Origin of the sequence: Persephonella sp. (genome assembly GCF_027023985.1) — a bacterium.
GTDB lineage: Bacteria > Aquificota > Aquificia > Aquificales > Hydrogenothermaceae > Persephonella_A.
Window position 1 is genome coordinate 42,137 of the sequence record NZ_JALVTW010000032.1, and the last position, 18,598, is coordinate 60,734.

General features: G+C 34.1%; 18 protein-coding genes. 9 read left to right on the plus strand and 9 right to left on the minus strand.

The window, feature by feature from the left end; all coding sequences use genetic code 11:
• Positions 1 to 57 precede the first annotated feature (57 nt).
• A complete protein-coding gene (locus MVE07_RS07900; RefSeq protein WP_297456079.1) occupies positions 58 to 1,401 on the plus strand; it encodes a methyl-accepting chemotaxis protein in 1,344 nt (447 codons plus the stop codon).
• On the opposite strand, the gene bioD is transcribed toward MVE07_RS07900, so the two are convergent.
• From bioD to MVE07_RS07920, 4 genes are all read right to left on the minus strand, one after another.
• Entirely contained in the window at positions 1,398 to 2,060 is a 663-nt protein-coding gene (gene bioD, locus MVE07_RS07905) for a dethiobiotin synthase (protein WP_297456081.1), read from the minus strand. The two genes, MVE07_RS07900 and bioD, sit on opposite strands and share 4 nt — an antisense overlap.
• On the minus strand, positions 2,060 to 2,971 hold the full coding sequence (fabD, locus tag MVE07_RS07910; protein ID WP_297456083.1) for an ACP S-malonyltransferase: 912 nt from the start codon (positions 2,969 to 2,971) through the stop codon (positions 2,060 to 2,062). The genes bioD and fabD overlap by 1 nt, the downstream gene beginning before the upstream one ends.
• 67 nt (positions 2,972 to 3,038) lie before the next feature.
• A complete protein-coding gene (locus tag MVE07_RS07915) occupies positions 3,039 to 3,431 on the minus strand; it encodes a rhodanese-like domain-containing protein (RefSeq protein WP_297456085.1) in 393 nt (130 codons plus the stop codon).
• A 14-nt stretch (positions 3,432 to 3,445) separates the two neighbouring features.
• Positions 3,446 to 3,838, minus strand: coding sequence for a hypothetical protein (locus MVE07_RS07920; protein WP_297456087.1), 393 nt, complete (start codon positions 3,836 to 3,838; stop codon positions 3,446 to 3,448).
• A gap of 91 nt (positions 3,839 to 3,929) precedes the next feature.
• Here MVE07_RS07920 and MVE07_RS07925 point away from each other — a divergent pair, with 91 nt between their 5' ends.
• The gene (locus tag MVE07_RS07925) at positions 3,930 to 5,225 is read left to right on the plus strand and encodes a TrpB-like pyridoxal phosphate-dependent enzyme (protein ID WP_297456089.1); all 1,296 of its coding nucleotides are present in this window, start codon (positions 3,930 to 3,932) and stop codon (positions 5,223 to 5,225) included.
• Here MVE07_RS07925 and mgtE read toward each other — a convergent pair.
• From mgtE to MVE07_RS07950, 5 genes are all read right to left on the minus strand, one after another.
• The gene (gene mgtE, locus MVE07_RS07930; RefSeq protein WP_297456091.1) at positions 5,222 to 6,595 is read right to left on the minus strand and encodes a magnesium transporter; all 1,374 of its coding nucleotides are present in this window, start codon (positions 6,593 to 6,595) and stop codon (positions 5,222 to 5,224) included. The genes MVE07_RS07925 and mgtE overlap by 4 nt on opposite strands.
• An 8-nt stretch (positions 6,596 to 6,603) precedes the next feature.
• On the minus strand, positions 6,604 to 7,512 hold the full coding sequence (era, locus tag MVE07_RS07935; protein ID WP_297456093.1) for a GTPase Era: 909 nt from the start codon (positions 7,510 to 7,512) through the stop codon (positions 6,604 to 6,606).
• A gap of 60 nt (positions 7,513 to 7,572) precedes the next feature.
• Positions 7,573 to 8,313, minus strand: a complete 741-nt coding sequence (truA, locus tag MVE07_RS07940; protein WP_297456095.1) for a tRNA pseudouridine(38-40) synthase TruA — start codon at positions 8,311 to 8,313, stop codon at positions 7,573 to 7,575.
• Positions 8,303 to 9,895: a DNA repair protein RecN gene (gene recN / locus MVE07_RS07945; RefSeq protein WP_297456096.1), complete on the minus strand. Its 1,593-nt coding sequence runs from the start codon at positions 9,893 to 9,895 to the stop codon at positions 8,303 to 8,305. Before recN ends, truA begins: the two co-directional genes overlap by 11 nt.
• A gap of 113 nt (positions 9,896 to 10,008) precedes the next feature.
• Positions 10,009 to 10,788: a hypothetical protein gene (locus tag MVE07_RS07950; RefSeq protein ID WP_297456097.1), complete on the minus strand. Its 780-nt coding sequence runs from the start codon at positions 10,786 to 10,788 to the stop codon at positions 10,009 to 10,011.
• Between the two features lie 88 nt (positions 10,789 to 10,876).
• Between MVE07_RS07950 and MVE07_RS07955 the strand changes: the two genes are divergently transcribed.
• The 7 genes from MVE07_RS07955 (at position 10,877) to fsa (ending at position 18,588) form a co-directional block, all read left to right on the plus strand.
• Positions 10,877 to 12,826: a 2Fe-2S iron-sulfur cluster-binding protein gene (locus tag MVE07_RS07955; protein WP_297456099.1), complete on the plus strand. Its 1,950-nt coding sequence runs from the start codon at positions 10,877 to 10,879 to the stop codon at positions 12,824 to 12,826.
• A 1-nt stretch (position 12,827) separates the two neighbouring features.
• On the plus strand, positions 12,828 to 13,340 hold the full coding sequence (locus MVE07_RS07960) for a hypothetical protein (RefSeq protein ID WP_297456101.1): 513 nt from the start codon (positions 12,828 to 12,830) through the stop codon (positions 13,338 to 13,340).
• Positions 13,341 to 13,349: 9 nt separating this feature from the next.
• Positions 13,350 to 14,510 (plus strand): bifunctional glutamate N-acetyltransferase/amino-acid acetyltransferase ArgJ, encoded by a 1,161-nt coding sequence (gene argJ, locus MVE07_RS07965; RefSeq protein WP_297456103.1) that lies wholly within the window; start codon positions 13,350 to 13,352, stop codon positions 14,508 to 14,510.
• Positions 14,511 to 14,690: 180 nt separating this feature from the next.
• Positions 14,691 to 14,873 carry a hypothetical protein gene (locus MVE07_RS07970; protein WP_297456105.1) on the plus strand — a complete coding sequence of 61 codons (183 nt, stop codon included), beginning with the start codon at positions 14,691 to 14,693 and terminating at the stop codon, positions 14,871 to 14,873.
• A gap of 160 nt (positions 14,874 to 15,033) precedes the next feature.
• Positions 15,034 to 16,584: a 2-isopropylmalate synthase gene (locus tag MVE07_RS07975; RefSeq protein WP_297456107.1), complete on the plus strand. Its 1,551-nt coding sequence runs from the start codon at positions 15,034 to 15,036 to the stop codon at positions 16,582 to 16,584.
• 12 nt (positions 16,585 to 16,596) lie between these two features.
• Positions 16,597 to 17,931 carry a M23 family metallopeptidase gene (locus MVE07_RS07980; RefSeq protein ID WP_297456109.1) on the plus strand — a complete coding sequence of 445 codons (1,335 nt, stop codon included), beginning with the start codon at positions 16,597 to 16,599 and terminating at the stop codon, positions 17,929 to 17,931.
• Positions 17,932 to 18,588, plus strand: coding sequence for a fructose-6-phosphate aldolase (gene fsa / locus MVE07_RS07985; RefSeq protein WP_297456112.1), 657 nt, complete (start codon positions 17,932 to 17,934; stop codon positions 18,586 to 18,588).
• The last annotated feature ends 10 nt before the right edge of the window (positions 18,589 to 18,598 follow it).

The following is an 18,598-nucleotide window of genomic DNA, read 5'->3' on the forward strand; positions in this document are numbered from 1 at the left end:
CCGATTCAATTATTAATAATTATTTATAAATAATATTAACACATCAGGAGCAGGCCAATGTTATCAGGATTTTTTAAGGATTCTAAAAATAATAATAATTCCCAAGAAATTAGAACTTCATTTGAAACTACAGATATCAACTGTAATGATACTTCAGATGAAAAAATAATGCTTTTTGAAAGTTTCCTGAAAAGTTTTAATAATGGTTTGCTAATTTTAGATAAGAATAAACAGATAGTTGAGATTAATTCTAAAGCAGAAAAAATACTTAAAAATCTAGGGATATCTACTGCCGAAATAGACAGATTAGATATTTATATAGATGAAAATAATACTATTAATGTAAACGGAGTAATATATCAGGTAGAAAAACGTTCCTTTCCGGAAGGAAATTTTATTGTTTTCAGAGATATAACTTCTTTGAAAAGATTGTTAGATGATGTTGTATGCGTGCTTGCAGATAACGCAGCAATGTCTGTATATAACATGAGTAAATCAAAGCTCCTAACCAATATTTTGAATGTTTATATGGAAAGGAAACTAAAGGATATACTTAATCAATTGTTGATGAAAAGTGATGATTTAGAAGAACTTAATAGTTTTATTGCTACAGTTAAAGAAGAAGTAGAAAAAAGTCATAAGGTTTTAGATATTATTGAGAATATATCAAATCAAACTAATCTTTTATCTCTTAATGCTGCTATTGAAGCTGCAAGGGCAGGTGAAGCTGGAAAAGGTTTTTCTGTTGTTGCCGAAGAAATAAGAAGTCTTGCTTCTAAAACCTCACGTAATACAGAGGAAATTCGTAAACTAATTGATGAAATTGTAAAAACTGTTGATAAAACCCTTGAGATTTCTAATATAACTTCTTCAGGGATCAAAGATATTGTTAATGCTTTTAAGTTTGAATTTGAAATTCTATACAATTCAATAAAAAATCTAAATCAGTTTATTACAGATACCTTTGATGAGCAGTTACAATCTTGGGATAATGTTATGAAATCACAGGAAATTCTCCCAGATAAAAGATTTAGAATGTTTTTAAGTCTTTTACAGAAAATAATAGACCATTCTATTTATATGGGTAATATATCTTCTGTTATTACTGAGGAAAAACCGTGGGAACCTCCGGGGTATACTGAATGTGCTTTCGGAAGATGGTTTTATTCTGTAGGTAAAGAAGAAATTAAATCTTTAGGAGGTGGCAGTCTTGATTTGCTGATTAAAATTGAAAATCCCCATAAAAAGTTCCATGAACTTGGAGAAGAAGTAATAAAACATTTTAAGGCGGGAAATCTTGATAAAATGAAGGAAATCGGAGTTAAGATGGTTCACCAATCAAATGAATTAATTGCTGCCTTGAGAAAACTTGCTGATAATGTAAAGACCTGTAATGTTTAAAGGAATAGATTTGTAGGTATATTTTTTATACATTCTGCCACAGGATTATTGGAATTTTTACATTTTGCAATAACAGGGATACCAGTCATTTCTTCTATAATATAGGAATTATAAAGTTCATTTTTATCTTCAGAAAACCCGTTCATAACTATACCTATTATGTCTGCATTTATGCTATTTAAAACATCAATTGTTAGGGTTGTATGGTTTATTGTTCCAAGAGAAGCTCTGGAAACTACCAGAACAGGCATTTTTGTTTCATAAACAAAATCCAGATATGTAAATATCTCTTCATCTCTGCGGGTTATTGGGACTTTGATACCTCCTGCACCTTCAACAATCAGATAGTCATATTTTGAGATTAATTTATCTAAATGGCTAAAGATATTTTCCAGATTTATTTGAACACCCTCAATCTCTTCTGCTACAAGGGGGGCAACAGGGGTTTTAAATTTATATAAAACAATTTCATCTACAGGCTGACCTGTTATTTGAGCAAGTGTTGAGGCATCTAAACAATCTGGTGAACATCCAGTTTCAACAGGCTTAAAATAGCCTACTTTATGGCCTTTTTCTTTCAATAAATAAGCAAGGGCAGCAGACACAGTAGTTTTACCAACCCCTGTATCTGTTGCAGTTATAAAAATAGACTTTCCCATTAGAGTTTTTCAATACTTTCTATTGTCTGGATGTTTATTAGTTTCGCAGGTTTTACAATTCTCCTTATAAGCCCTGTTAAAACCTTTTTAGGACCTATTTCTATAAAAGTATCCACTCCATTATTTGCCATAAATTCAACAGATTGAACCCATTTAACAGGTGAATAAAAATGCTGGCTCAGTTCTTTTCTTATTTCTTCTGCAGATTGTATCGGAGTTGCTGTTATATTTGATACAACAGGTATTTGTGCATCTTTTATTGGAATCTCATTAAGATATTTTTCAAATTCCTTAGCTTTATCCCTGAGCAGTGAAGAGTGTGCCGGAACTGATACTGCAAGAGGAACTACTTTTTTGGCTCCTTTTTCTTTCAGAACTTCCATTGCTTTTTCTACTGCTTCTTTTTCACCTGAGATAACTGTTTGTTCATAAGAGTTGTAATTGGCAATTTCAACTATTCCTGAGATTTCTTTTAGTGTTTTTTCTATCTCTTCAGCAGGAAGACCTATGATTGCTGCCATTCCTCCAACACCTTCAGGAACGGCTTCCTGCATTAGTTTCCCTCTAATGTTTGTTATCCAGACTGCATCAAGAATATCAAGGGAATTTGCTGCAACAAGGGCAGAAAATTCTCCAAGTGAATGGCCTGCAACAAATTTAGGGACGATGTCAGGTTTTTTCTGTTTTAACACATATAAAAGTGCGTAAGATGTTAAAACAAGTGCCGGCTGTGTGTATTCTGTGAGATTTAGTTTTTGCTCATCTTCAAATATTATTTTTTTAAGGTCAAATCCAAGTCTTTCATTAGCTTTTTCGTAAAGCTCTTGTATCTCCGGATAAGCTTCATATGCATCTTTACCCATTCCTATTTCTTGTGAACCCTGTCCTGGAAAAACAAATGCTACTGCCATTTTACTCTCCTGAGATTTTTTGTGAATATTTTACCAGAGAGGTGGCGGGAAAATCCCGCCTGACTGATTATTTTTTGTAGAGTTCAATAAGGTCTGCAATATCTGTGTCTAATACATAAACATTTTGATATCCAAGGGCTTCAAGATATCCCATTACCCTGTTTGCAAATTTTACCAGTTTGCAGCCAACAATAATTGGTGTTGTTTTGTCCTGTGGAATTCTTCCATCTTCATACTGCTGAACAAACTCAATAACAGGAACATAATAAGCATTTGGAACATTTGCTTCTTCTGCATTTTCTCCTTCAACTTTAGCAGGAGGTCTTACATCAAGAACAACTGCTCCGGTTTCTTCAATAAGCTCCCTTGCTTTGTGAATATCCACCATTCCAAGATTTGGTTTTTCTTTGTCTGCTTCAATAGCCTGTCTGATATTAACCAGAACATCTACTTCTGACATTTCCTTACCTCCTTTTATCTGAATATTTTATTTATTTCGCAGTTTTCCTGGGATAGAGCCTCCCTGATTTCTTTTTTGATTTCTTCCATCTGCAATTCATATCCATATCTGCAACTTCTTACACAGCTTAGACGCATCTTTTCATTTTTAAAAAGGGTGTCTATGATTTCGTTGTATGCTTTTTTATTCCCAAGCTTTTCTTTTGCGTATTCAGCTGCAACGTCAGGGGCAAATACACAGTTTTCATATCCTTCTTTTCTATCCTTTATTACTTCTCCAATCTGTCCACAGTATAAATGTAAGACACCTAAAATATTTAATATACTACATTTATCTTTATGCGAGGGCTCGGCAATAGAAAAATTAAATAACATGAAAAATAAAAACAAAGAAATAATTTTTCTCATAATTTTCTCCTTGTTTTTACTGTTTGCCAAATTGTAGCACATTACTTATTATTAATTTTTAAATTTATTGTTAAATATAGATGGAGGGGCTATGAAAAAAATACTTTTAGATGAACATGAAATCCCAACTCACTGGTATAATGTTCTCCCCGATTTACCTTCACCTTTGGAACCACCTTTAGATCCTCAAACAAAAGAACCAATGAATCCGGAAAAATTGAAAGCCTTATTCCCTGAGGCTTTGATAGAACAAGAAATGTCCACAGAAAGATGGATAGAAATTCCTCCGGAGGTGAGGGAAGTTTATGCAATCTGGCGTCCAACACCTTTAATCAGGGCTACTAATCTTGAGGAATATCTGGATACTCCTGCCAAGATATTTTATAAATACGAGGGGATAGCACCTCCTGGCAGCCATAAACCAAATACCGCTGTAGCACAGGCCTATTACAATGCAAAGGAAGGAATTAAAAAGCTGACAACAGAAACAGGTGCTGGTCAGTGGGGTAGCTCTCTGGCATTTGCAGGTCAATATTTTGGTGTTCAGGTTAAAGTCTATATGGTTAAGGTCAGTTATCAACAAAAACCTTATAGAAGGATTCTTATGGAAACATGGGGAGCAGAAGTTGTTCCAAGCCCCAGCCCATATACAAAATCAGGTAAAAAAATACTTGAAGAAGACCCTGATAATCCCGGTAGCCTTGGGATAGCAATTAGTGAAGCTGTTGAAGAGGCTCTGGAAAATGAAGATACCCATTATGCTCTGGGAAGTGTTTTGAACCACGTTCTATTACACCAAACAGTTATTGGCCTTGAGGCTAAAAAACAACTTGCAAAAGTAAAACATTATCCTGATATAGTTATAGGTTCTGTAGGTGGTGGAAGTAATTTTGGTGGTCTTGCTTTACCATTTATGATTGAAAGATTTTCCGGGGAAAGCTGCACAAGATTTATAGCTGTTGAACCTGCTTCCTGTCCGACATTAACACAGGGTAAATATGAGTATGATTTTGGAGATACAGTAGGATTTACTCCTCTTATGAAAATGCATACTCTTGGACATGATTTTGTTCCACCATCAATACATGCAGGTGGACTTAGATATCACGGAATGGCACCTATAATATCAAAGTTATATGATGAGAGATTAATTGAAGCAGTTGCTGTTCCTCAAACAGAGATATTCAAAGCTGCTATAACATTTGCCAGAACAGAAGGTATAGTTCCTGCTCCTGAAAGTGCCCACGCAGTAAAAGTCGCAATAGATGAAGCCTTAAAATGTAGAGAAACAGGAGAACCAAAAGTAATATTGTTTAACCTCAGTGGACATGGATTGTTAGATTTATCTGCATATCAGCAATTTTTGGAAGGAAAATTAAAGGATTAAACCTTCAGATATTCTAAGAAAAATGTAGCTATCCCAAGATAAATAAGTATCCCGAATATATCGTTAAGTGTTAAAGTAATAGGACCCGTAGCTACAGTCGGGTCTTTATTTAGTTTAAGGGATATGTAGGGAAGTATCCCTCCGACAAATGCGGCAATAACAATATTGAAAAACAAGGCTATTCCAACAACGATACCGATTACATGTGCACTTATCCAAATACTTGCTATAACTCCAACTATAAGAGCAACAACAAAAGCTATAATAACAGCAACTTTGACTTCTCTTAAAAGAAAATGTAAAAAATCTTTGAAATATTCTGTTATTTTACCTGTGGCAAGTCCCCGTGCTGTGATAATTGCAGATTGGGAGCTGATCATTCCACTTATTGCAGCAACAAGGGGTAAAAAGAATATGATTGGTAAAAACTGTTTTATCGTAAAATCAAAAGCACTGATAATAAATGCAGAAACAAGCTCACCGAATACAACGACCAGAAGCCACGGAAGACGAAGTTTTGCTGTTTTTAATATCTGATTGGTATAGAAAAGCTCTTCTTCCTGAGCCCCTGCCATTTTAAAGAAATCTTCTGTTGTTTTTTCTGTTATGGCATCAAGAATATCATCTATATAAATAACTCCTATTAGCTCATTTTCATCATTAACAACCGGAATTATTAACAGGTCATATCTCTGGAATATATCAATCGCTTCAGATTTGGTTGCATTTTCTTTTATAGATATAACATCTGTGGTCATAATGTCTTTAATCTGGGCATTAGGAGGAGCAGTTAAAATTTCTTTTATTGAAGCTACACCAATAAGCCTGTCTTTTTTATCGACTACATATATATAAATAACTTCAACATCTTCTGGAGCACTTCTAATAACATTTAAAACTTCTTCAATGGTTTTTTCCTCTTCAACAGCAATATATTCTTCACTTATTAGTGGAGCTATGCTATCTTCGCCATAAGATATGAATTTTTCCAGTTCTTCTCTTTCTTCTGCAGCAAGTTTTTGGAGTAATGCATTTTGAAGGTCAACAGGGAGCTTATCTATAATTTTTGCAATTTCCCCTGTGGAGAAGGTGATTAGAATTCTAACTGCTTCTTTTGTAGGTAAGGCTCTCAATATTTCAAGCTGAATATCTTCATCAAGGTCGTAAAGCAGGTCAGAAGCTTTTTCTATATCAACATTCATAAGTATTTGAAATATTTTTACCCTTTCCTGATGGGAAAGATAACGGAATATAGCAACAAGGTCACCTTTGTGAGTTTTTTGCAATATACGTTCTAATGCTTTGTAATTTCCCTTATATAAAAGCCTCTTAAAAGTTTCTTTTAAAACATTTAGTGTTGGTGTTAGCATACATCACCTTAGGAAATATACTGGTATCCAAGCATTTTAAGAAGTCTTATATCTTCCTTCCATCTTGGTTTTACCTTTACCCATAAATTGAGATGAACTTTTTTACCAAGTAATGCTTCAAGCTCCTGTCTTGCCTGCTGTCCTATTTTCTTAAGCATCTGTCCTTTTTTACCTATGATAATTCCTTTGTGATTTTCTTTTTCCACATATATGGTGGCATTTATTACAACTAAGTTTCCTTTTTCTTCAATACTTTCTACCTCAACAGCAGCAGAGTAGGGAAGCTCTTGTCTTGTGTTGTGGAATATTTTTTCTCTGATAATTTCAGCTATATAAAATCTCAGTGGTAAGTCTGTAATCTGGTCTTCTGGAAATAATGGTGGAGACTCAGGGAGATATTTTTTCAGAGTTTCAACAAATCTATCCAGATTTTCTCCCTTTATTGCAGACATTGGGATGATTTCTACAAAATCATGTTTTTGGCTGCTTTCTTCTATTAATGGAAGGAGGAGTCTTTTGTCCTGCATTTTGTCTATTTTGTTTATTACTAAAATTGTTGGCTTATTTAATTTTTTGATGTAGTTGTTCAGTATAAGTTCATCCTCTTTAGTCCAACCTTTGTCTGCTTCTATTATCATCACAAGGATATCGGCTTCCTCCATGCTGCCAACAGCAGATTCCATAACCACTTTTGTAAGCAGGTCTTTCCCTTTCTGGACACCTGGTGTATCCAAGAAAATAATCTGGGCATCTTTATCATGTTTCACTCCCAGTATCCTCATTCTTGTTGTCTGGGGCTTTGGGCTGACAATAGATAGTTTTGTTCCCAGTATATTGTTCATAATTGTTGATTTTCCAACATTTGGTCTTCCTATTAAAGCCACAAATCCAGCCTTAAAATTTTTGTTTTCTTCCATGATTTTCCCTTTTGAATATTATTTTTTTTATATTTTCTGACAGTATTGGTTTTTTTGCAATTAATAATAAACTTCTTTTAGGAATAATCCTTCGGGTGGGGCTATATATATCCCTCTATTCGGGTCAGTTGCATCAAGTATTTCTTTTAGTTCATCTATAGATAAAGAACCTGTTCCCACCCGAACAATATGTCCCACAATTTTTCTGACCATATATCTTAAAAAATGTGAAGCTGTAATATGGACTTCAATAATTGTTCCGTCATATTTTAAAAATAACTCTCTTATATCTATCTCTTCCCGCAGGTAATCTCCTTTTTTGGCAAGACTTTTTAAGTTTTTGTATTTTGATATCAGTGATAGAGCTTCCTGCATTTTGAGAATATTAAGTCTTTTTGAAATATACCAGCCAAATCCATATAAAAATGGGTCTGGTTTGGTGTAGATACGGTAAAAATATGTCTTTCCTTTTGCACTAAATCTAGCATTAAAAGATAGGGGAACTTCTTCACAAGAAACTATTCCTATATCCCGTGGCAAAGTGGCATTTAGATACTTGTATATCTCCTTTGGTTCTCTGTAAGAAACTGTTTTGAAATTTGCAACCTGGCCAAGAGCATGAACTCCTGCATCTGTTCTGCCTGAAGCAATAAGTGTGATTTTTTCTTTAAACAGCTGGCGTAGATTGTCCTCTATAACCTGCTGCACTGTAATATGATTAGGTTGTCTTTGCCAGCCGTGGTATTTTGTTCCGATATATCGGATTGTAAGTTTGTAGTTATGCTTTTTCTTATCTGACACTGCTCAGTAGCTCCTGTGCCAGTTGAAGACTTTTTGTATCTTTTTTGCCGCTGAGCATTCTTGCTATTTCCTCAATTCTTTCTTTCTGGTCAAGCTCTTTAATAGAAGCAACAGTATAATCTTCTTTGTGTAATTTTTCCACATAGAAATGTTTGTCTCCGTAAACTGCTATTTGAGGTAAGTGTGTTATCAGGATTACCTGATATTTTTCAGAAAGTTTCTTTAGTTTTTCTGCCATATAAAGTGCCGTTTTTCCGCCTATTCCTGTGTCTATCTCATCAAATATCATACAACTGACATCACTTCCGGCTATCAGCTTGATTGCAAGAGATAAACGGGAAATCTCACCACCTGAGGCAACCTCATCTATAGGTTCAGGCTGGAAACCTTTATTTGCAGAGAATTTAAATACAACATTGTCTTTACCATCTATATCAAGGGGTTTTTCTGTAATTTCAACTGTAAAAACAGCCTCTTTCATTGCAAGGTCTTTGAGGTGCTTTATTATTTCTTTGCTAAAGTTTTCAGCTGCGGATTTTCTTTTGTGTGATATCTCTTCTGCAAGGGATTTTACTTGCTGGAGTATTTTCTCCTTTTGGTTTTGAATTTGAGGTAGTTTAAATTCAAGGTTTTCTAACTGTTCAATTCTATTCTTAAATTCCTCTTTAAGTGCAATAAGACCTTGTTCGTCTGTGTTGTATTTGATTTCCAGTCTGTTTATCAGATTTAATCTATTTTCTATTTCCTCCAGCGATGACTGGTCATAATCAAGGTCTATTTTTGATAGAGAAAATCCTGCATCTTCTAAAATTGCCTTTGCTTCTTCTAAAGCATTTAAGGTATTTTGGATTTCTTTTGAAAATTCTGATACTTTTTGTAGTTCTTTTATGATTTCTGATAGTTTTTCTATTACGGAGTTTTCATCTTCAGCTAAATTCCAGCTGGCATTATAAACTGCTTCTTTTATTTTTAAAATATTTGATAAGTAGTTATATTTTTCCTCAAGTTGCTGTTTTTCTCCTTCTTTTAGGTCTGCTTCTTCCAGTTCTTGAAGCTGATATTTAAGTATGTCCAGTTCCCTTAAACGATTTGATTGTTGCTGGATAAGTTCCTGCTCTTCTTTCTCAAGGGATTTATACTCTTTGTAAAGTTTTCTATATTTTTCAAGTAAATCATCTATTTGGGCGTATTTGTCTAACATTTTTATATGTTCTTTACGGTTAAATAAAGCCTGTTGATGATGCTGGCCATGGATTGCGATAATACCTTCAGAGGCTTCTTTTAACGTGGATAGGGTTGCTCTTTTCCCATTTACGTAATAGTAGCTTTTGCCGTTTTTTACCTCACGGGCTAAAAAAAGTAGTCCATCTTCTGCATACTGATTATCAACATTTTCAAAGCTAAGCTCTACATAATCCCCTTCAGAATATTTGCCTTTTTTACCTAAGACGAAAGATATGGCATCAACAATCAGGGATTTACCTACCCCTGTTTCTCCTGTAAACACATTAAGGCCATCTGTAAGCTCAAGCTCTATATCCTTTATGTATAAAAACTTTCCGATTTTGATTTTTGACAGCATTTAGACCTCTACTTCCTGGATTTAACAATAAATTTTAAACTGTAAGGGGGTAATAAATAAATAGGATCTGGTTAAAAATTTTTTATAAGGTTAGAAATGATATTATCCTGCTTTTATTTATTTTTCTTTAAAATTTCTTTAACAAATTCTACAGGAAGTTCTAAAACTTCAGCTATTTTATTGGAATCCCAGCCAATTTTTTTATGTAAATTTAAAATATCTTCCTTTTTAGCTTCTAATTTGCCTTTCTCTACCCCATCCTTATAAAGTGGATGCTTTTCCATTGTCTCTTTATCTATGGTAAGTGGCATCTTATTCTCCTCCTTTCTTAACTCCTCCATTAATTTAGGTCTATATGATAATAAATTCAATAATTTCTTCAAATAGTCTCTCCTTTTTCTTTCCGGTAGTTTTGATAACTCTGTAAGTATCTCCCTAAAATATTTTGAAGGATTTTTGACATCACATAAAACTGCCAGTATTTTGTCTGTTAAATCCTCACTTTCCAAAAGTTCTTCACATTTTATCTCTTTTATATCTTTTAAAATATAGCTAAATTTTAGATTTTCCTTTTCAATTTTATTTTCCATTTTTAGAGGTTTTTCTCCCAGATATAAGACCATCTGAAGAATATCCTTTGATGGATATTTTGGGGAAATCAGCGTGTAATATTCCAGCATTCTAAAGGGCATATTTTTATCGTTTGTTGTCTGGAGTTCCAGATGAAAAATCTTTCCATCTTCCAATTCCACAAGGAAATCAACTCTTCTGTCTTTTACTTCCGGTAGAGATGTATCAAGTAGTTTTGTAGCAGATTTACCTGTTAATATCTGGATAAACTTTGGTGGTATCTCTTGAATTACATCCCTTAGAGTTATGTCTAATTTTGCCATCCTCCCCTTTTATTCCTCCCTAAATTTTTATTTGAAATGGTTTTGTATAGATTATAAGATATTTTTGATTTCCCTCAGGAGAGGTTAAATGAAAGAAATTAAGCTTACAATAGATGGACAGGAAATAGCTGTCCCCGAAGGAACAACAGTTTTAGAGGCGATAAAAAAATTAAATAAAGTGGTTCCAACCTTCTGTTATCATCCTAAGCTGCCTGTTTTCGGCGGTTGCCGTATGTGTCTTGTTTATGAAAAAAGATGGAGAACCAATATAATTGCCTGCGCAACTCCGGCACAAGAAGGAATGGAAATAGAAACAGAAAACAAACAAACATTTGAAGAAAGAAAATTTATTCTTGAGATGCTTTTTACCCGTCATCCATTAGACTGTCCTATCTGTGATAAAGCTGGTGAGTGTGATTTACAAAATTGGGGAACTTATTATGGGCCTCAGATAAATCCTTCCACAATAACTCCTTTTGAAAAAATTAGACCTGAGGAAGACTGGCAAAGTGATTATTTTGAGTTTGTTTCCAATAGATGTGTTTTATGCCTTAGATGTATAAGTGTTTGTAAAAATGTAGTTGGGGCTGATGCACTATTTCAGGAAGAAAGGGGATTTGAGATATTAATATCCCCTGACAAAAAACCTATGGATAGTGAAAGCTCCTGTGAAGCCTGTGGATTATGTGTTGATGTCTGCCCTGTTGGTGCAATCCTATTTAAACCATTTAAATTTAATGCAAGGGCATGGCTTCTTGATGAAACTGTCACCTACTGTGGAATGTGTTCAATGCAATGTCCTGTTGCAATAGACCATGACCAGCAGAAGATTTACAGAATTCGTTCAACAGCTGACCTTGAGATATGTGCAGGTGCGTATCTTGGATATGATATCCATTCCTCAAACAGACTAAAAGGTGCACTGATAAACGGCCAGCCTACAGATATAAACAAAGCCATAGAAAAAGTAGCACAGATAATAAATGAAGCACTCCAAGAAACAGCAATAATAGTTTCACCTTATATAGAAAATGAAGCACTGGATAAGATTAAAGAATTACAGGAAAAAACAGGAATGTATATAAGTTCAACAACTTCAATCACGCTTCTTCCAGTAATAAAAGGTTTTGTAGAAGAAAATGGCAGTTATACACTTCCGGACAAAAATGATATTTTAGAAGCAGAAAGAATAATAATTGTTGGAAACGATGTTGCAGACATAAACCCTGTAATCAGTTATTTCTTCCACAAAAACTACCTTGAAGGATTTGAGATAGGAAAAGACAAAGAGATAATTTTTGTCGGTGAAAAACTTGGGCATCTAAAAAAATATAACCCTAAACATATTCAGACAGATGATTTATTCCAAATTAAAAATATAAACTTAGATGAAAATACCGTTGTTGTCTACTCAACCACAGCATTAAAAGGTAAAACTGCTTATGAATTTGGAAAACTCCTTGGACAGCTTCATAAAGAAACAAAGGCAAAAGTCCTGATACTTCCTCAAGAAACAAATGCCTACGGAGTAATAAATAAACTTGACCTTGATTATCTACCTGATATTCTCCAAAAAATTAAAAAAGGAAAAATCAAAAATCTAATACTATACGGAGAAGATATAGTAGACCATATATCAGATGAAGAATTACAGGAAGTTTATACACAATTGGAAAACAGCATTGTAATAACACCTTTCTCAGACGGATTGGCATTGTCCTCAAATATAGCAATTGGTTCAGCCTTATGGATGGAAAAAGAACAAACAACAGAAGGATTTGGAGGTATAAGAAAAGGCAGAAAAGCATTTGAAAATATTTTTACGGAAGAATATATTACAGATAATATTTTACAAATAGTAAAAACTACTCCCGTATCTCTTAGAGAAAAAAGAAAAACAGAAATTGAATTTTATAATTACGAAGGATTTGATTATCCCCAGATAAATCTGTGGGATTTTGGATATTTAGGTAGAAGGTCTAAAAATCTGGCAGATATGAGAGCAAAACGTTCTCAAATAATTTACACGGAGGAATAAAATGGAAGAAAAAAATATTGAAAATACACTTAAAAAGATGGCCATTGTTTTAGACAAAGTTGTTAAAAAAGTAGATGAACTGGACAAAAGAATTACAAAACTTGAGATGAAACTTCTTGCAGAAGAAGGAAAAAAGGAAACTACAACCCAAGCTCAATCACAACAAATATCACAACCGGAAAGTAGAAGCGCCTCAGGAATAGGAAACTTTGGAACAGGATTTTTAAGCTCACTTTTTGGAACATTTGCGGGAATGAGCCTTTTCAACTTGCTTTTTAATAACAATATTTCTGCACATGAAGTTGCACAGCAGTCAGGACTTTCTGAGGATGAACTATCAGAGATAGACCACAAACTTGATGAATTATCCCAAGAAATATCACAGATAGATGAAAAACTTGATGAAATAGACCAGAGCATAGATGAGATAACAGATAACTCTATTGAGCCTGATATTACTGATTTTGGCTTTGATGATTTTGGAACAGGATTTGATGATATAGATATGGTGTAGGGGTAAAAAATGGATATAAAAATGGGTGTTGCTAAAGCAGGAATAAAACCTTCTGGAGATTACGATATTCTTGTTTTAAAATTTAAACCTTCTGTTTATAGCCTTGTCCTTACCCAAAACTCCCTTGCAGCAGCACCTGTCATTTATGACAGAAACCTTAGAGAAAAAACAGATAAAATCTCTGCAATTGTTGTAAATAGTGGAAATGCTAATGCCGCAACAGGAGAACAGGGATTAAAGAATGCAATCCAAATGGCACAACTGACTTCACAGCTTTTAGATATTCCAGATGACCAGACTTTTGTTTTTTCAACAGGGGTTATAGGTGTTCAACTTCCTATGGAAAAGGTTGAAAAAGGAATAAAACAGGCCTGTGAAAACCTTACAGAACTTGACCTTGAACTTGCAGCAAAGGCAATATCCACAACAGATAGTTTTCAAAAATACTACACTTTATCAGACCAGATAGACGGAAAAGCATTTCAAATTATTGGCATAGCTAAAGGGGCAGGGATGATACATCCTTCAATGGCAACAATGCTTGCTTATATATTTACAGATGTAAAAATTGAAAAAAACATCCTTGATGAAATAATGAAAGAAGTCACAGAAAAAAGCTTTAATTCAATAGATGTTGATGGTTGTGAAAGCACAAATGATAGCTTTTTGGTAGTGGCAACAAGGGAAGGTGAACTTGAGATAACAGAAAAAAATAAGGAAATTTTCAAAGAAAAACTTCTTGAAGTAGCTACCCAGCTAGCAAAAATGATTGTCAAGGATGGAGAAGGTGCAACAAAACTAATACAGATTAATGTCCATCAGGCATCTTCAGAAGAAGAAGCAAAGAAAATAGGAGAGGCTATAGCACTTTCAAATCTGTTTAAAACTGCAATGTTTGGAAATGACCCAAACTGGGGAAGAATTCTTTCTGCTGTAGGACAGCTTCATCTGAATATAGATTTTTCAAAAGTGAAACTGTATATCGGAGATTTTCTCATATATGATGGTGAACCTACAGACTACGATAGACAAAAAGCAGAAGAGTATCTAAAAAACAATACTGAAGTCAAAATAGACCTATATCTTGGTAGAGGTGATAAAAACTGGACTTATTACACTTGTGACCTCACATACAAATATGTTGAAATTAATGCAGAATATACGACATAAAAGATTTAAAAAATAATTTATGGACTAGAAAATCTTAGAAAATTAAAACCTTTGTAATCATACAATTCTTTCAATTTTTTTCTTTAACCCCAAATATTAAGAAATTTTAATCAAATCTTCATAAAACCTTAGTAATCAAATTTTAAACTATTTCCAGAAATTAAAAAGGAGGTAAAAGTCATGCAAAAACTAAAAACTAAGGAAGAGCCGAAAATTAAATTTGACCAGGTTGAGTATCAATGTAGATGTAGTCAAAAAGGCAAAGAAATTATCCTCGTTGCAAACAACACAGGAGTGTTAGACATAACCTGTCCCAAATGCAATAGAAGATTATTAGAAATCAGAATTTTTGATTTTTGCTAATTCCCTGTTTCTCTTTCTTCTTTTATTCCTGATATAAATCCTGTTCCAAGAAAAATTCCATAAATATGATTTTATTAGTTATTTTTCGTAAAATAAGTATTGACATTAATTCTGTTTAATCTTACCTTTAATAGTAATCATTACTAATAAGGAGTCAGAAATGGAAAAAGAAAAAATAATAATATTTGATACAACTTTGAGAGACGGTGAACAGGCTCCTGGATTTTCTATGACAGTTGAAGAAAAAATAACTATGGCACAACAACTTGAAAAACTTGGAGTAGATGTTATAGAAGCAGGTTTTGCTGCAGCATCACAGGGGGATTTTGAGGCAATAAATTCAATAGCAAAAACAGTTAAAGAACCAATTGTATGTTCACTTGCAAGGGCACTTGAAGCGGATATTGAAAAAGCAGGTGAAGCCCTTGCACCTGCAGAAAGAAAAAGAATTCATACTTTTATAGCAACTTCTCCTATACATATGCAATATAAGCTTAAAATGACACCGGAACAGGTATTGGAAAGAGCTGTTTCAGCGGTAAAATTCGCAAGAAATTTTACAGATGATGTTGAGTTTTCAGCAGAGGATGCATTCAGGTCAGAAAGGGATTTTCTATTCAAAGTGTTTGAAGCTGTTATAGATGCTGGAGCAAGGACAATAAACGTTCCCGATACTGTAGGATATGCAATTCCTGATGAATTTGGGCAGTTAATAGCTGATATTAAAAATAATGTTCCAAATATAGATAAAGCTATTATATCTGTTCATTGCCACAATGACCTTGGGCTTGCTGTTGCAAACTCCCTATCCGCAATAAAAAATGGTGCAAGACAGGCACATGTAACAATTAACGGTATCGGAGAAAGAGCCGGTAATGCTGCCCTTGAAGAAGTTGTTATGGCAATAAAAGTTAGAAAAGATTACTTCAAAGATGTTTATACTACAGTAAACACAAAAGAAATCTATAAAACGAGCAGACTGCTTTGCAGGATTACAGGTAGTTTTGTTCAACCTAATAAGGCAATTGTTGGAGATAATGCTTTTGCCCATGAGGCAGGTATCCACCAGCATGGTTTACTTGCCCATAGAGAAACCTATGAAATAATGCGAGCCGAAGATGTAGGAGTTCCTGAATCTAAAATAGTTTTAGGTAAACACTCAGGAAGACATGCATTTAAAACAAGACTTGAAGAGCTGGGATACAAAAATCTAACAGAAGCAGAAATAGACCATCTATTCAAAAAGTTCAAAGAGCTTGCAGATAAGAAAAAAGAAGTGTTTGATGAAGATATAGAAGCACTGCTTCTTGAAGAATTATTTAAAAGCTATGAAGAAGTTAAACTTATTTATTTCCATGTTTTAAGTGGAAATAAAGCAATCCCATCGTCAACTATAAAAATTGAAAAAGATGGAGAGGAAATAATATCAACCTCTTCAGGAGATGGTCCTATAGACAGTGCTTTAAAAGCCCTTGAAAAAGCACTGGGTATAACCGGAAGGCTTAAGGATTATACGATCCGTTCTTTAAGTGCAGGTAAAGACGCAATGGGAGAGGTTAGAGTGGTTGTTGATTTTGGAGGAACAATCAGCTCAGGAAAAGGAACATCTACCGATATTATAGAAGCAAGTGTTAAAGCCTATCTTGATGCTTATAACAGATATCTTGCCAGAAAAATATTCCTTGAAAAAAGAATTACAGAAGGCATTTAAGGGGGAAAGTAATTGAAAGGAAAGCTAATATTACTATTGATACTAATAGCCGCCGCTGCAGGTGGCTTTTTCTACTATAAAGGTATTATAAATTTTGATGCACCGCAGGTTAAATTTAACCAAAAACCTCAATATTTAGGTTCCGGAACAGAAGTTGATTTTACTGTAATTGATAAAAAACCAGGATTAAATTCTGTAAAAGTTTATTTAGTCCAAAATAACAAAAATATAGAAGTCCTCACAGATACAAACTTTCCCGAAGGATTAACAGATAAAACCTATAACCTGAAAATTGATGCAAGAAAATACGGCATTCAGCCTGGAAAAGCAAAATTAGTTTTTGTTGTTGAAGATAGTTCAATTCTCAAAAATAAAAAAACTTATTCTTATGACCTTCAGGTTGATTTAACTCCTCCAACTCTTAGTATCCTTTCATCTCCTGCAACAATCATAAATGGAGGAACCGGATTTGTATTTTATAGAACATCTCCAGACGTAGTTAAAACAGGTGTAAAGGTGGGAAACCTTGAGTTCAAATGCTTTAATAACGTAATTGATAACCCTAATATCTATGGCTGCGCATTCCCTTATCCATATTATTGGAGCAGGAAGAAATCTATTGTTGTTTTTGCCATTGATAGAGCAGGAAATAAAACTTCCCATGCCCTTATGTATTACTTTAAAAGGGTAAAATACAGACGCTCTGTTATTAACATAACAGATGAATTTATTGAAACAAAAGTAAGACCTCTGTCAGACAAAGATATAGCCGACCCTGTTGAACTTTTTAAATATGTAAATGTTCAGATAAGAAAAAGGAATGAAGATCTTATACATAAAATTACTTCCAATGTTTCAATCCATGAGCCGTTATTCAGGACAAATTTTTTACAGCTTAGAAACTCAAAAGTATTAGGGGGCTTTGCAGATTACAGGAAATACAGATATAAAGGCAAAATAATAAAAGGTGCAGATGCTTACCACAAAGGCTTAGACATGGCATCTATAAAAAATGCACCTGTTCAGGCTGCAGAGGATGGAAAGGTGGTATTTACAGGATTTTTGGGTATTTATGGAAACTCTGTAATCATAGAACATGGAATGGGAGTATTTACACTCTATTCACACCTCGCAGAAATACATGTAAATAAAGGAGATGAAGTTTCAAGGGGAACGGAGATTGGACTTACAGACACAACAGGACTTGCTGTAGGAGACCATCTTCACTTTGGAGTGCTTGTTCAGGGACTTGAGGTTCATCCAATTGAATGGCTTGATAAGAACTGGGTCAAAACAAGATTCTTAGAACCTTATAAAAAAATAAAAACATTATACGGAGGTCAGTAAATGAAGTTCTTCATTGATACTGCAAATATTGAGGAAATTAGAGCAGCAAATGAGCTTAAAATCCTTGATGGTGTTACAACTAACCCAACCCTTATATCCAAAACAGGTAAACCATTTATGGAAGTTGTTAAAGAAATTTTAGCGGAAATTCCAGATAAGCCTGTTAGCCTTGAGGTTGCCAGCACAGATTTTGAAGGAATGGTTAGAGAAGGGGAGATGCTTGCAAAATTGGGAGACAACGTTGTTATTAAAATTCCTGCAACAATAGATGGTCTAAAAGCCGTTAAACATTTTGAATATAACGGAATAAAAACAAATGTAACCCTTATATTCTCTCCATCTCAGGCACTTCTTGCAATGAAAGCAGGGGCATCTTATATCTCTCCATTTGTCGGAAGACTTGATGATATCAGTCAAAATGGTATGGAGCTAATATCACAAATCAGAACAATTATTGATAATTATGGATTCAATACAGAAATTATCGTTGCAAGTGTAAGACATCCAATGCATGTAGTAGAGGCTGCACTTATCGGGGCAGATATTGCAACAATACCTTACAAAGTTATTGCACAGCTTATAAAACATCCACTTACAGATATAGGTCTTGAAAGATTCCTGAAAGACTGGGAATCTGTTCCAGAAAAACCATTCTAAAAATCTTTAG